Origin of the sequence: Bacillus sp. RC51, assembly GCF_044908115.1 — a bacterium.
Lineage (GTDB): Bacteria > Bacillota > Bacilli > Bacillales > Bacillaceae_G > Bacillus_A > Bacillus_A mycoides.
The window spans coordinates 223,034-237,135 of the sequence record NZ_JBIYCW010000004.1 but is presented as its reverse complement, the minus strand read 5'-3'; the positions used below and the strand labels follow the sequence as shown (position 1 = coordinate 237,135).

Here is a 14,102-nt window from a genome sequence, read left to right as displayed (position 1 = left end):
TATTGAGCTCGTTAAGTACTTCTTATTTATAATTTATGAAAAGCGTTTCAGGTCAAGAAATAATTAAAAATAAAATCAAAAGCTTTTCTCTTTAAAGAAAAGCTTTTGATTTTAAACTATGAACTATAACTAATATATTTTGTCTCACACATGTATACGTTTTTTTCTTCTGTTGGTATATATACTTTAAACTTTTCTAAACGTTTTCCGTATATATGAATAGTGATTACGCTTTCATTTCCGGATATCTCTAGAATATGACAATCAGCTGGTGGCATTACTTTATCTGTTTCGCCTTCTCCCAAATAAAGATTTCCTGTATGTGTTAAATAAGAAAGTGAATTTCCAAGCTGCTTCGTTTGAACAAAGTTCTGCACCATTATCCTCCCTGAAAAAACGCCTTCTACTCCCCATGTGCCATCATGATCATGTAATGGTGTAGATTGTCCATCTTTCCATACGAGAGCTAATACTTCAAAACGTTTTAACGGATCTTCATACAGTAAGTGTCGTGCATATTGAGCCGAATTCACCTTCTGTTTATCTAACGGAAGCCATGTTTTCTTTTCTAAAAGTTCTTCTAGTAATGTTTCAATTTCACACACGATTTGTTCTTCCAATAAATCACCATCTATTAAATCAGTTACAGCTTTAATAAATATTTGAAACGTTTTACTCCCATCGCACGTTAACATAAGCATCCTCCTCCACTCTTCTTTCACACACTTCCATACTAAATAGACCACTAAAAATTTACAATTGAGAAATAAAAAAACAAGGTACAGTAATTTTGTACCTTGCTGAACGTTTTACCTAGTTTTCAAAAGAATAGGTAAGTATTTTAATGTTTGTTCATTTTCTAATATACATTTTTCTAAATTGAACGATGGAGATAACTCTATTTTTTCAAAGGCATTTATAAAGGTAGTTAATGCAATCTCAGCTTCTAAACGTGCAAGTGGCGCCCCTAAGCAAAAATGAGGACCTTTACCAAAGGTTAAATGCTTTTCATTTCCTATTCTGTGTAAATTAAATTTAGAAGCTTGTAAGAACTTTTTTTCATCTAAATTTGCTGCACTAACCCACGCAACAATCATTTGATCCTTTTTCATAAAAGGTCCAAATATATTTGTGTCCGCAGTAATCCTCCTAGCTAATGTAATGGGAAAACGATAGCGTAAAACTTCCTCAATCGCTTTTGAAATTAACGTAGGTTCTTTTCTTAACTCTTTATATATTCCAGGTGAATCTACTAAAAAGCAATAAAAGCTGTTAATAATTAAATTTGTAGTTGTTTCATTACCTGCCGCTAATAAACCTAAAGAAAAAGTAACTATTTCTTCATCGGTTAATCTTTCGCCTTCATATTCAGCTCGTATTAAATCTGAAATAATATCGTCGGTTAAATGATATCTTTTCTCTTGGACAATTGGAAGAAGGTATGTTTTAAATTCATTTAACGCAATTCCTTTTTCTACATCCAAATCGTTAAATTTTTCTTTACTATACGGCATAAATAAAATATCAGACCATTCTTTAATTTTTTTACGATCCGTTGTTGGTACTCCTAATAAATCGGATATGACGGTAACAGGTAAAGCTACAGCAAACTCTTCAACGATATTAACCTCACTATATTTTCTGATATGTTGTACAAGTTCATTTGCGATAGCCTGTATTCGAGGTTTCCATTGTTCTAAACTTCTTGGAGTAAATGCTCTAGAAACAATAGAACGTACATTGCGATGTTCTGGTGGATCAGTAGAATTTATATTTATTCTAGTTTCTAAAGGTGGGATTGCGAATTGTCTTCGTTCCCTTCTACTGGAAAATAAGCGATAATCCGATAAAACTCGATTTACATCATCGTATAAAAAAACATTCCATACATCCTGCTCCTCATCATAATGAACCGGATGGTTATCCCTCATAAATTCATACCACTCATACGGATTCCACAATTCTTCTTTTGTTTTCAGCTTTGAAATTTCATGAACTAAAATCACATTTTCAGGCGAAGCCATAGTTCTTTCCTCCCTTTTCTTTTACAATAAAAGTGATAGGTCGGTAGTTCAAAGTTGTATAATCTAACATATGTTATTTTAACATATGTTAAAGGAGATTTTTCATTGGAGAACTTGAGAAATATATAAGGGGGATTTTTATGTACGTTGACATTTTATTACTAGCAGAATTAACGACTGGACCAAAACATGGATATGAAATAAAGAAAAATGTTCAAAATCGGTTAGGTGAGAATTTCGAATTAAATCATAATACACTGTATCCCGCTCTTCGGCGCTTCGAAAATATGGGCGCTATAACGAAAAAAATACATAAACAAGTCGGAAAGCCAAACCGAAATATGTACGACATAACTGAAACAGGAGAAGAAATTTTTTCTGAAATGTTAAGAGAGTTTCCCGAAAAGATTGCGACAAATAACGCTGAGTTCCTTGTGCGTATCGCACTATTTGAAAAACTTGATTACGAAGCTAGAAAAGAAATTTTGACAATACGCCAAGACGTACTACATAAACAACTTACTGCTATTCAATCTTTACATGTTAGCTCATCTTTTATTACAGAAGTCATTGAATTTAGTAAATCACGTATTGAACATGAATTGCTCTGGATTGCATCACTTATGAAGAAAATATGAAAAAATAAAAAGAAAAGTTAAAAACAATGAATGAAAATGAGATTTATTATCAATACTATAATTAATAAAAGGGCAACCACGATTTGGCTACCCTTCAAAAATTTATACTTCTGGATCAAAAGTTTTGCAATCTGTTTCTTCAGTTGTAGATGCATGTTTACCTTTATGACTTACTACATAAATTGCATCTGCACTACATTTATTGCCGTTAGCCCAAAATTTACAGTTGTTTACTTCACATAAAACGTCTTGTGCCATAGTATCACACCTCCTTGTTCTATTATCATTAACAAAATTCGGAGGTATGATACTCTTTGTCATGCATTTTTTATTACCTTTTTAACTTTCTTAATGGTTCAATATCTCCTTGTACAATGGCATCTATATTTTCGGTTATTTTTTCAATGTCAAAATGCCACCATTGAATTTGCAATAATTCTTCTATTATTGTATTTGTGAATCGTTCCCTTATTTTATTTGCAGGGTTTCCGCCAACAATTGTATATGGTGCGACATCTCTAGTCACAACAGATTTAGCTGCAATGATTGCACCATCCCCTATTTTTATTCCGGGCATAATAGTTGTATCCATACCAATCCAAACGTCATTTCCTATAACTGTATCACCTTTGTAAGGTAAATCAGACAAACTAGGTGTATACTTCTCCCACCCATTTCCAAATATATTAAATGGATATGCCGAAAATCCATCCATCCGGTGATTCGCTCCGTTCATAATAAAGGTAACTCCATTTGCAATACAACAAAACTTTCCAATGGTAAGCCGATCTCCAATAAATTCATAATGATATAATACTCGATCTTCAAATGTTTCTCCATCTTTCGCATCATAATAAGAATAGTCACCAACAAATATATTAGATTTCGTTATTGTATTTTTTATAAAATGAACGTTTTGATTTCCTTCAATAGGGTATTTAACATTTGGATTAGGATTCATGTTGCACAGCACTTCCTTTACCATTCATTTCACTTTCTACTGTTATTACTGGCTTTAAATTGTATATAGGTAAAATAAACAATAATCCAATTATAAATAGTAGAGCCGTTCCCTCGTACATCGTACCTAATGAAAACATCTCCTTTAAGGAACCAGCTATACTCATCGTTACTACCATTGAACCGGTGAATAGTGGACTTAAAATGCCGTTCACGCGACCAATAAAATCGGTATCGCTATTTTGAATAATGAGCGTATTAATACCAATTTGGATACATGGAAGAGCTAAACCACTAAAAAGTTGTGCCGTAAGTGTCACCCATAAATTTGTGGAGTAGCCTATAATACCAATTCCAATTGCCTGACCGAGCATCCCTACAATTAACATCTTTTGGGGAGCGACGTTTTTCGCAAATACCATCGCTAAAGCCCCGCCAACAATCATTCCCGCACCATTTACTGTTAGTAACCATTGTAAACTCTCTTTTGATAACCCTAACTGCTCAGTCACAATAAAGATGCCTAGTGGCTGAATTAAACCTATACCTAGTCCAGCTGCCATAAAACAAAACCCTAGCAAAGTTAATGCTTTTTTCTTTTTTACATATTTAATACCATCCAGCATTTCCTGTAACAGCGTAATTTCTTTCTTCTCATTATCATTTTCAAGATCTTTCGGAAGAAATAACAACACAGCTGCTGCAAGTAAAAAAGCGATACCTGTTATGATGATTGAAATATAAATTCCAAAACTATGAAAAATAAATGTTCCAAGAATCGGTCCTAACACCATAAATATTGCAAATATCGTTTGATATATAGACATCGCTAATTGAATTTGTTCCGTTGATAAATGCTGTTTAAACAACTTCATACCAGATGGTTGAGAAAACTGCGAAAGGATTGCAGAAATAAGCGTCACAAAAAACACGATTTTCCACGTTCCAAACATAAGAGTAATTAATACAGCGAATACGGAAATAGAACTTAACGTCTCACACCATATCATTGTCTTCTTTGGCTTCCACCTATCAGCAAAAGTTCCACCAATGAATGAGAAAATAAAAATGGGAGCAAATTCAGCAACCGAAATCATCGAAATGGCAAAAGCATCACCTTTCGTCATTTCCATAACATAAAGTAATATCGCAAAGTTACGAACCCAAATACCAACTTGTAAAAATAATGCTGATGCTAGAATCCCTTGCACAAATCGATTTTTTAATACTTGTGATACCCCATGATTTTGTTTCGTTTCTGCAGTCGTCGACATAAAAAAGCCTCCTATTTCGTGTTCTGAACAGGAGGCAGCACAAATCATATGAAAAGACTATATATTCGCAGTGCGAAACACATCCCTTTTCTATATATGCACATACTAATCCTATTCAGAAGAATATTTCGTTTTTTAACGAAGATCTCTTACAAATAGAATTAGTTGATCATTGGGATGTTTTCACCCTTCCGTTTCGAATTTAAATAACACATACATACTCTATGTTAATCATTTGTCGTGTATGCATGTCTCAATATAACTATTCTAAAAAGACAATGGTAATTCCTCTAAAGAACGCATTAAATAATTACCTTGCCAATTAATTTTTTCACGCTCACCTTTTATTTGTAACGATGGCATCCGTTTAAACAAAGTAGTAATAGCAATCTTTGCTTCCAACCTAGCAAGTGGTGCTCCTAGGCAGAAATGACTACCATGCCCAAAGGCAATGTGACGGTTATTTTCTCGTGTAATATCAAATACTTCTGGGTTTTCAAATACTGTTTCATCACGGTTTGCTGAAGCTAATGCGATAATGACCATATCTCCTTTTTGGATTGTTTGTTCGTGAATTTGAAACGGCTCAGCCGCCCATCTTGCAGTCGTCACCTCAACTGGAGAATAATAACGCAATCCTTCCTCAATAGCTGAATCAATTAATTTCGGATTATCTTTTAATAACTGTAATTGCTTCGGATTTTCAAGAAGTGCTAATACCGTATTTGTTATTAAATTCACTGTCGTCTCGTGTCCGGCTACAATTAATAACATGATCATTGAATATAGCTCTCGAGCACTAAGTTTATGCCCTTCATTTTCTGCAAGTATTAACGCACTAACCAAATCTTCTTTTGGATTTTTCCGTTTTACATCAACTATATATTGAAGATATGTAATAAACTCAGATAGTTGTTTTTCGGTTTCTTTTATTTCTTCAGGTGTTTCTGGCGATGCAATGACGGCATGAGACCAAATTCTAAATTTCGCTTGATCCTCTTTTGGAATTCCAAGCATCTCACTTATTACAATAATCGGTAATGGGAATGAATAATCATCTACAAGATTTAATGTACCTTTTTGCTCTATCTCATTTATTAAATCATCCGCTACTCTCTGAATTCTTCCGTCTAATTGTGAAATCATCTTTGGTGTAAAAGCTTTTTGAACTAAAGATCGTAAACGACTGTGGTTAGGTGGGTCCGAATTTAACATATGCGTTGTTAAATGATCACTATTGTCAACAGAAAGAAACATGTTCATTGTATCTTTAGAAAAAACATTATTTGGATCTTTTTTTAAGCGATTATCTTTTAAAAGTGGCAGAGCATCTTCATATCTTGTAATGAGCCATTCTGTACCAATCTCGACTTTATTGACAAATAAAATAGGTTGCACTTTTCGCGATTCTTTATAAATCTCATAAGCATCTTCTTTAAACTGAGCAGAAGCTAAATTAATGCCATCCTCTATTTTTCGGCCAACCTTATTTTTTATTGACATTACATTCCCTCACTCTCAATTATTTGTGTAAATCAACCTAACATTTGAATTATACTTCAATAAAAACTAGAAAATTGTAAATTTTTAATTAAAATCTTACTTCGTATATTGAAAAATAAAAAAGTGAGAGAGTAAAATTATTCTACTCTCTCACTTCCTATTATGCGAAGCACATAAAATTACTAATTTGTTGATATCGATAACTTACTTTACGACGACGACCACCTTGCCAAGTGTAGCCTGAAACCCCGCTTCTTCTTACCTCGGTTGGAAAGAACCATAAATCTCTTCCGAAAGGACCAGGTCGATGTAAACGTAAATAGCCCCATCTTCCTAAACAGTTACACATCCAAGATTTCATATTGCCTGCTTGTGCTGGAGAAGCAAATGTGGACGGTAACGACGGAGCTTGTGACGGTGGTGGTGATGTTGGAGCATCTTCCGCATCATCTGGTCTATAGTCTTCTTGTTCAATATCTCTCACTTCATTTGTAGATTCATAACCGTAGTTTTGTGGATTATAATACATCTCTTGATCATATGGATAGTTTTGTTGGTTATACATAATAACCCATCACCTTCTTTTCATTTGTTTCTTTTAACATTCATATGTGATACGCCATTCATAGGAAGCTTATGTATAGCCTAAATTCATCTAAAAAAAGCTCGTATTTTTAAAATACGAGCTTTTTTATAAACAAAATATATTTTTTATTTTATTAACTTCACACTATAAAAACGCATTTGATCTAACGAACCTTCATATTCAAATACTTCTTGCTTAATTAATTCTTTCAAGCGATATTCCAAAAACGTATCCCCAACCAATTGATCCGCAAGTCCAAGTGCTTCACCTATTACTCTCGAAGCTTTATGAAACTCTTTATCTGCTCCTACATTTTTCGCGCACTCAATAATGAATTGATCAAAATAATCTTCTTGTACAGAATGCACTTCATCGTCTTTCCAAACTCTTAAAAACTCCGTGCTTTGCGATAACCTATCCCACTCATGTGCAAACTTCATTCGCTTCACTTCAGTTAAATACGGAAATTCCACAAAACTTTTTTGGAAAAGAGCTAAACTTTCAGGAGATACTTCTCCAGTTCCACGGATATCATAATCTTGTTTTAATATTTCTCTACTCGCTTCAGAAGTATTCATAAGACGAATATTTTTCTTATCTTTTAATTGCGCAATTGCAAAACAAAGCCCTACGTGCTCATGGGCATTATCCGCCTTCCAGATGGTAATTGGTGTTTCATTCGGAATTGAATGTAGCTCTTCTAAAGTCTCCTTAAATCTTGGTAAATACTCTTCTTCAAAATAACAATCATAAGAAGTTAAGTTATTTAATAACCACTGTGCCCTTGCTAATTGACCTTCATTCGTATGTAATTGATGTATGGGACCAATTGAAAAGAATTCAGAGTATGAAACAACACTCTCCTCGTGTAATCCTTCTTGTTTCAACATATATTTTAAACATCCAGCAGTTGAATCATCAAAGGCAATATGAATGTGTGTGCTTTCTTCTAAATTTTTTTCCTGCGTTGTATGACTCGTCAATTGCTTAGGGATACTCGTTAAATTTTTTATCATATCTTCGCTATAATTCCCGTCTAATACATCTAACTGTATTAGAATACTTTGAAGTAAATGTTTTGCTTCATCTTCATACATATCCTCTACAACATTTTTAATTTTATCTATCATATAAATCCCTCTATTCATTTCTAAAATAACGTAGATTATAGTGTATCATTTTAGCCCAGATGTTTAAAAGTCTTTTTAAAATCAAATCGTTTATTACACAGATTGCTGCAGCCATCTAAGTTTTTAACAAAAGCTTTCTCTATGTTCCTCTCAATCTATAGATCTATAATATTTTTTTCTTCCTCCTTATTTATCTCCCAAAATCACATTAGTTGCTAAATAATTTTTAAACACTTTGTAAATCTTTTTATTTAAATGTATAATTATATAGAAAATAAAAAATACAGGAGCAATATTAATGGCGAAAGTACTTACTAATTATAAACATTATTTAAAAAATTGGAGATTTATATTTATTTGTATATTACCTGCTGTCGCTTTATTGTATACATTCGATGTCATCTTTGAACTACTGTGTCACCAAAATTTCTATTTGTCTAATTTAATTATTGCTATCATATTAATCTTAATATTTATTAACATTAAAGAAAACTATAATTGAAACGAAACCGTTGTGAAGCTACATTTTTCATAAAAAATTAGAGCACCCTGCTATTGGATGCCCTAATGTGATTAGAGGTTTTTTCTGAGTATTTAGTAGGACACGAAGATCTTGTCCTATTACATACTATATGCTTGTACTTATTACATTGTGCACTAGAAAGCACAATGTCTAGATACCAAATAGATACATACACATTGGAGTAACTAACACGCTAGAAAAGACCTTTCTATATCCATTCATTCTTAATAGCCTACATTATTACTAATAAAATTTTCTCATACTTTCATTGTACAATTGCTTTATTTATAAACAAAAAACATCCCCATGGATGTTTTTTATCTAATTACCTTTACACTTCCATAAATTTAGCAGGTACACCAATTTTTTCAACTACAGAAGATATATTAGTAGGGTTAATCATTACATTTTCAATACAAACTAATTTATTTTCTAATAATCCATTCTCTGTAGTAATAAACTCTTCAAATCGTTCTAAAGTCATTGAGAATTTGTGCTCACTTCCACCATTCATACTGACTTTTACATACTTCATAGTGTCACCGCCTCTCTTAATTATCTATAATTCGCTAAAAATACGCTTACATCCTTTTATTAAAACGTGGATTTATCACTTTTATCACTTCCCACTACACGTTTGAAATGATTTTGAGAAAAAAGCTACTAAACACCACCTGTTCTTTTCATTAAAATTTCAATAGAATGTTTCTAGAATTATATATCTTTGGAAAAGATTACATAATAATACTGATTAAATATTAGGAGTGTTATTAATGGTTGATATAATCCGACTCTTAATCACCATACTTATCGCAATTTTTTTATTTTCATCAATTATTATGGAGTTTAAAAAACCTCACAAAAGTATGTTTTGGTTCTCAATTGAAGTCTTGTTTCTGCTAGGAATCGTACTTTTAATGAAAGAATTTTTCATCAAACTTTCCGCATAAGCCCTTAAGTAAAACATAATATCCCATCAATAACGCAGGATAAATTATGATTGTTATTTTTTTCACTGAAGTTAATAATTTAACTTCCGATAGTTATCTTTTATTTATAACTACTTTATAAGCCTCTGCTAATTACTCTTTTTCGTATATTATCATGAAGACTAGAGCAAGCATGCCTTGTCATATATTAGATAAGGGATGTGATAACATTGGGTAACGATAACAATCAATTTATTTTTCATGTAGTACAAAGTTCGGCAATTAAAAGATTTATAATTATCGATATAATTGCTGGAACAGGAATTTATTGGACCGTAAATTTCATTTCTTCAAATGCATTACTCGCAATTATTAGTTGTTTTTTGGGGACAAAAAAAATGAAAAAAATGCATCATTCATAGAAGCAATAACTAAATCCCAATTCATTTCTTTCAAATTTGTTGCCTTTACTCTTCTTTAAGTGGGAAAGCAATTTTTCACAGTTGGCTAATTCATCTGACTTTCTGGCAGACAATACTTTTGATTGTCTGCTTTTTGTATGAGATTTTTTGTTTGACATATACTACTTTTGAACCTGTATACCAATACAAGCCATTTTGGTGTTTGGGATTTCCCTTCCTGGGATAAGTATTTTTGAACTTATCCCTTTTTTGTATAGGCATGAGTATTTGGGATAAAACTAATTACAAGCAGATTTTCTGTTTATTCGTAGTTCTTAACCAAAAGACTTTTCTCCTTTAAAGGACAGTAGGTACGACTACTTGTCCTTTTTTATTAATATTTCACACACCATTTTTTGCCCCCTTCTAAGCATTCTATTACAGCTCCCAAATAGCCAATGTTTATAGTCATACAAAATAAGCAGTTGCTGATACTTTCCTTTTTAAGTTACACAACACAATAAAAATGTGTAACTATAGATTTGAATCCATGTCCCTCCTATCTCAAAAGCTCTCCTAAGTAGCTAAAAAAAACACCTTAAGTGGGTGTCCTTTTTTCTTTATGTAAGAGAACATACAGATAACATTAATCCTCCAAATGTCACTGTTCCTAGTAACCCCAATACAACTCCTGTTAAACAAACACAATCAGCAAGACAAATTGAAGATTGCGATAATGGAACAAATGACCTACTTGTGCTCGATCCATAATGTTTTATTTTCTCATAATTTATATTCAACATTACATGTAGACATGATACACAACCCTCAATAGTTTGAAGAGATTCATTTTCTAACCGCTCCAATAACTTGTTATTTAAAGTAAATGGAAGAGGGTACTGCTTATCTAATTTCATATTTTGATAAATTAATTGTAAACGAGATAGCATACTATTTTTCTTTTTTTCAGATGCAGCCGTACATTTTATATTATTAAATTCATTTAATAACAGCGTCAATTCATCTCTATTGCCGTATAAATCCCTAGCTATTCTTCTCTTTAGTTTGTACGAATGGATAATAGATTTAATTTCAATCATTTAATTACACTTCCTAATTAAATATTATTTCCCCTTATATATAAAAAATACTTTTAAATCCTATTAACAATACACTCAAACATCTTAATTTACTATCAATTATCATTACATTAACCTTACATAGTTGTAATAATTTCTTAAGTTACGTACCAACTAGAAGCAGTCCATCCTCATAATTAATATTGTGTATATCACTATAGAAAATGAAATCATTAATAAAAATAACTTGACTTTATTTGCTTAATTAACCCTTCTCTTTACTTTGTAATAAAGTATTAAAATATTGCTGGTTATATATTACCGCTGGATGATTAGGTATATAATTTGCTGCTAATTCATTATACTGTAACGCCTTTTCATAGTTTCCTAAATGGCTGTAGCACAAGCTTATATGGAAATATGGAACCCAATTGTAACTTGCGGGGTTATAAAGTATCGCCTCGTTAGGATATGTAATTTTCGTGGCTGCTAAATACCAACGAATTGCTTCTTTATACTTTTTTTGTTCCATCATGACATGCCCTATCCCAACACAAATTTCCCCTCTTGGATTCCCGTATTGAAAAGCCCTTGTAAAAGTTTCTAATGCTTTATCCCACTTTTGAAGTTGCATATAACAATACGCTAAGTTTCCGCACACATAAACATTTCCTTCTCCCCATTTTTCTTTACTATCTAATACTTTTTTATAAAATTGAATTGCCTGATCATACTTTTGCTGAAACATACATTCATTCGCATAATTGAACCAATCTGTAAGCGTAACTTCTTCTGTCTCAATTATGGATTGGAGAATTTTAAAATTCTGATCAATTCTTGGCTTTTCTTTACAATGAGTAATAGTTATATCCGTGTGCAACACATTTCCTTCAACTTGTATAAATTCGTGCACTTTGTTAATCCATTGAAAATTTCTTGAGCGATTAACAAGCCTATAACGTGTTGTAATATACATTAGCTCCATACTTAATCCAGTATTCAAATGATACAACATTAATACAGCGTCAATATCATTATTCATTTCTTGTTTTAAATTTAAAAATTTCTGCTGATCCTTTTCAAATAAAACATCATCAGCATCCAACCATAAAATATAATCTTTTTTCGCTTTAGAAAATGAAAAATTTCTGGCCGCCGCAAAATTATCATTCCACTTATAATCATAAATATTAGTTGTATACTTTCGAACAATATCTTTAGTTCTATCTGTAGATCCAGTATCTACAATAACGATTTCATCAACTATGTGTTTTACTGAATCTAGACACCTTGCGATAACTTGCTCTTCATCTTTTACAATCATGCATAAACTAATTGTTATTTCGGTCAAGATAATCCCTCCTCCTAATGTATTATATGATTGAAAAAGAAATTATCTTCACAAATACATACCTCAAGATATACATGAAGTTATTATTTAATTGACTAATACTTCTAAAACTGTGCATACGCTATAATGTGTCACACTCTTTTGCAATAAAATGCAATCATACAAAATAAGCGGTTTCTGATTACACAGAAACCGCTTATCCGACATACGTATATTTATATTTTTTAAATTCACTATACAATTACCTTTTATATGTTCACGTTATTATTGCTAATAAGAAGGATAAAGATAAAAATGCACAAAGTGGTACATATAAAACAGTATCCATTCTAGCAAACTGCGTATCTTTTTTTCGTTTAAATATACCAAAATAATGAAACTCACCAATTACTCTTATGAAAAAACAACCATACAAACCCAGGGTCCTATTTGAACAAAAACATTGGGAACTGCGAAATAAACAATATTTTCTTGTTGTAATAAAATCATTGCTGCCATACTTAACAATAACGCAATGAACAATGTCATTCCTGCACCTGGTGTAAACGCCTTTTCTCCAGCTTTAGTTGGAATGAAACTATTTGTCGCCCACTTACCTCCGAAAGCCCAATAAACATGTAAAAAACTAACTAAAAATAATATGCAAACAGAAATATATGTAATAATAAGCATTTTGTCCTCCTATTATTTTACTTAAATCCTTACCTTTAAAATATGCTATGAATACTTCATACGCAACCTATATTTAATTACATAAAAACCCCTTAGTGATTTATCAATTTTACGATAAATCATTAAGGGGTTAGTGGAATTTATTATGCATTATACCTATTTTTTCGACGTTCCATCCTAGTTTGTCCTTGAACAGTACTTTCTTTATATTGATCTATTTGCTCTGCCATTTCATATGTTACAACTGGTTCTTCGTTATTACGCTCATGCATTGTTTCTGGCCTTTTACGTTTAGAACCTTTTCCACCAAACTTAAATAATTTCATCTTAAATTTCGGTAATCTTGGAAAGCGGATCTTAAATGATAGCCTTTTACGTTTCTTTTTTTGTTTAAATAAATTAGTATTTTCTTTATTAGTGTCTTTCTCTTTACGGTGTAATAACATCGCAAGTAATCCACCTAATATAAGTCCTCCAACTAAAAGGAGAATATATAAATAATGGCTTGTCATTAAATTCATCATACGCTCAAGTATGACTAACGACTGCACTTCTTTTATATCCCATAGTAACGCGGCCCATAATGAGAATAAGCCCAAAGTAAGCCCGTATGTACGAAACCGGAATAAACACGGAATTAACGCAATGCAAGCGGCGATTTTCGCGTTCGCTATTATTGAACTTATTGAAATATCCTGATTCCAAATAACTAACAGTAGTGTTATAAATGGTGCATAGGCTATCCAGCTACATATACGTGAATATATCTTTTTCGCAAAGTAACTACCGAAACTAGTAAAAAATAAAAGTCCTCCAATATATAAAGATTGTTCAAGAGGGATTTGCTTTAACATTCCTGCAATTGGAAAGAGGCCGCTCAGTAGCATTAATAATACATCTAATTTCTTCACAATTCCCCATTCCTTTCAAATTTTCTTTTCAATTAATAAAAATCGCTTTTCCATATGATGTAGTTTTTGTATTTCTAAAAAACATCTTAATCCTGTATGTAAATAAAGTAAATATGAAACC

At 32.0% G+C, this 14,102-nt stretch carries 15 protein-coding genes and 1 pseudogene; 3 read left to right on the top strand and 13 right to left on the bottom strand.

Translation table 11 applies throughout. The features are described from left to right. Positions 1-116: 116 nt before the first annotated feature. Positions 117-695 carry a cysteine dioxygenase family protein gene (locus ABH959_RS11680; protein ID WP_113936360.1) on the bottom strand — a complete coding sequence of 193 codons (579 nt, stop codon included), beginning with the start codon at positions 693-695 and terminating at the stop codon, positions 117-119. Positions 696-809: 114 nt separating this feature from the next. Next, positions 810-2,024, bottom strand: a complete 1,215-nt coding sequence (locus ABH959_RS11675; protein ID WP_113936359.1) for a cytochrome P450 — start codon at positions 2,022-2,024, stop codon at positions 810-812. 140 nt (positions 2,025-2,164) lie between these two features. Between ABH959_RS11675 and ABH959_RS11670 the strand changes: the two genes are divergently transcribed. Further along, a complete protein-coding gene (locus ABH959_RS11670) occupies positions 2,165-2,662 on the top strand; it encodes a PadR family transcriptional regulator (RefSeq protein WP_088033681.1) in 498 nt (165 codons plus the stop codon). 102 nt (positions 2,663-2,764) lie between these two features. On the opposite strand, the gene ABH959_RS11665 is transcribed toward ABH959_RS11670, so the two are convergent. The 6 genes from ABH959_RS11665 to ABH959_RS11640 all read right to left on the bottom strand — a co-directional run bounded on the left by ABH959_RS11665 (position 2,765) and on the right by ABH959_RS11640 (position 8,115). Continuing rightward, the gene (locus ABH959_RS11665; protein WP_000046089.1) at positions 2,765-2,920 is read right to left on the bottom strand and encodes a DUF1540 domain-containing protein; all 156 of its coding nucleotides are present in this window, start codon (positions 2,918-2,920) and stop codon (positions 2,765-2,767) included. A gap of 73 nt (positions 2,921-2,993) precedes the next feature. Then, entirely contained in the window at positions 2,994-3,623 is a 630-nt protein-coding gene (locus tag ABH959_RS11660) for a Vat family streptogramin A O-acetyltransferase (protein WP_113936358.1), read from the bottom strand. Next, positions 3,613-4,896, bottom strand: coding sequence for an MFS transporter (locus ABH959_RS11655; protein WP_113936357.1), 1,284 nt, complete (start codon positions 4,894-4,896; stop codon positions 3,613-3,615). Before ABH959_RS11655 ends, ABH959_RS11660 begins: the two co-directional genes overlap by 11 nt. A gap of 267 nt (positions 4,897-5,163) precedes the next feature. Continuing rightward, complete coding sequence (locus ABH959_RS11650; RefSeq protein WP_113936356.1) at positions 5,164-6,399, bottom strand: cytochrome P450 family protein; 1,236 nt, start codon at positions 6,397-6,399, stop codon at positions 5,164-5,166. A 160-nt stretch (positions 6,400-6,559) separates the two neighbouring features. Continuing rightward, positions 6,560-6,964: a hypothetical protein gene (locus ABH959_RS11645; RefSeq protein ID WP_002032464.1), complete on the bottom strand. Its 405-nt coding sequence runs from the start codon at positions 6,962-6,964 to the stop codon at positions 6,560-6,562. Between the two features lie 146 nt (positions 6,965-7,110). Next, positions 7,111-8,115: a DUF1835 domain-containing protein gene (locus tag ABH959_RS11640; protein ID WP_404492617.1), complete on the bottom strand. Its 1,005-nt coding sequence runs from the start codon at positions 8,113-8,115 to the stop codon at positions 7,111-7,113. 298 nt (positions 8,116-8,413) lie between these two features. Here ABH959_RS11640 and ABH959_RS11635 point away from each other — a divergent pair, with 298 nt between their 5' ends. Next, on the top strand, positions 8,414-8,617 hold the full coding sequence (locus ABH959_RS11635; protein ID WP_002142003.1) for a hypothetical protein: 204 nt from the start codon (positions 8,414-8,416) through the stop codon (positions 8,615-8,617). A gap of 352 nt (positions 8,618-8,969) precedes the next feature. Here the strand turns inward: ABH959_RS11635 and ABH959_RS11630 are convergent, their stop codons facing one another. Then, positions 8,970-9,173, bottom strand: a complete 204-nt coding sequence (locus ABH959_RS11630) for a hypothetical protein (RefSeq protein ID WP_002085220.1) — start codon at positions 9,171-9,173, stop codon at positions 8,970-8,972. 624 nt (positions 9,174-9,797) lie between these two features. Between ABH959_RS11630 and ABH959_RS11625 the strand changes: the two genes are divergently transcribed. After that, positions 9,798-9,989, top strand: coding sequence for a hypothetical protein (locus ABH959_RS11625; protein WP_002070042.1), 192 nt, complete (start codon positions 9,798-9,800; stop codon positions 9,987-9,989). A gap of 599 nt (positions 9,990-10,588) precedes the next feature. Here ABH959_RS11625 and ABH959_RS11620 read toward each other — a convergent pair. From ABH959_RS11620 to ABH959_RS11605, 4 genes and pseudogenes are all read right to left on the bottom strand, one after another. Beyond that, on the bottom strand, positions 10,589-11,068 hold the full coding sequence (locus ABH959_RS11620) for a homoserine dehydrogenase (RefSeq protein WP_404492616.1): 480 nt from the start codon (positions 11,066-11,068) through the stop codon (positions 10,589-10,591). A gap of 244 nt (positions 11,069-11,312) precedes the next feature. Then, positions 11,313-12,371: a glycosyltransferase gene (locus ABH959_RS11615; protein ID WP_113936354.1), complete on the bottom strand. Its 1,059-nt coding sequence runs from the start codon at positions 12,369-12,371 to the stop codon at positions 11,313-11,315. A gap of 364 nt (positions 12,372-12,735) precedes the next feature. Further along, a pseudogene (locus ABH959_RS11610) lies at positions 12,736-13,070 on the bottom strand (DUF3995 domain-containing protein); the annotation flags it as partial. 143 nt (positions 13,071-13,213) lie between these two features. Beyond that, positions 13,214-13,981 (bottom strand): DUF3959 family protein, encoded by a 768-nt coding sequence (locus ABH959_RS11605; protein WP_002085215.1) that lies wholly within the window; start codon positions 13,979-13,981, stop codon positions 13,214-13,216. Positions 13,982-14,102 lie beyond the last annotated feature (121 nt).

Coding starts and splice junctions, on each gene's coding strand:
- ABH959_RS11680 (WP_113936360.1), bottom strand. CDS start 695: ATGTTAACGTGCGATGGGAGTAAAACGTTTCAAATATTTATTAAAGCT.
- ABH959_RS11675 (WP_113936359.1), bottom strand. CDS start 2,024: ATGGCTTCGCCTGAAAATGTGATTTTAGTTCATGAAATTTCAAAGCTG.
- ABH959_RS11670 (WP_088033681.1), top strand. CDS start 2,165: ATGTACGTTGACATTTTATTACTAGCAGAATTAACGACTGGACCAAAA.
- ABH959_RS11665 (WP_000046089.1), bottom strand. CDS start 2,920: ATGGCACAAGACGTTTTATGTGAAGTAAACAACTGTAAATTTTGGGCT.
- ABH959_RS11660 (WP_113936358.1), bottom strand. CDS start 3,623: ATGAATCCTAATCCAAATGTTAAATACCCTATTGAAGGAAATCAAAAC.
- ABH959_RS11655 (WP_113936357.1), bottom strand. CDS start 4,896: ATGTCGACGACTGCAGAAACGAAACAAAATCATGGGGTATCACAAGTA.
- ABH959_RS11650 (WP_113936356.1), bottom strand. CDS start 6,399: ATGTCAATAAAAAATAAGGTTGGCCGAAAAATAGAGGATGGCATTAAT.
- ABH959_RS11645 (WP_002032464.1), bottom strand. CDS start 6,964: ATGTATAACCAACAAAACTATCCATATGATCAAGAGATGTATTATAAT.
- ABH959_RS11640 (WP_404492617.1), bottom strand. CDS start 8,115: ATGATAGATAAAATTAAAAATGTTGTAGAGGATATGTATGAAGATGAA.
- ABH959_RS11635 (WP_002142003.1), top strand. CDS start 8,414: ATGGCGAAAGTACTTACTAATTATAAACATTATTTAAAAAATTGGAGA.
- ABH959_RS11630 (WP_002085220.1), bottom strand. CDS start 9,173: ATGAAGTATGTAAAAGTCAGTATGAATGGTGGAAGTGAGCACAAATTC.
- ABH959_RS11620 (WP_404492616.1), bottom strand. CDS start 11,068: ATGATTGAAATTAAATCTATTATCCATTCGTACAAACTAAAGAGAAGA.
- ABH959_RS11615 (WP_113936354.1), bottom strand. CDS start 12,371: ATGATTGTAAAAGATGAAGAGCAAGTTATCGCAAGGTGTCTAGATTCA.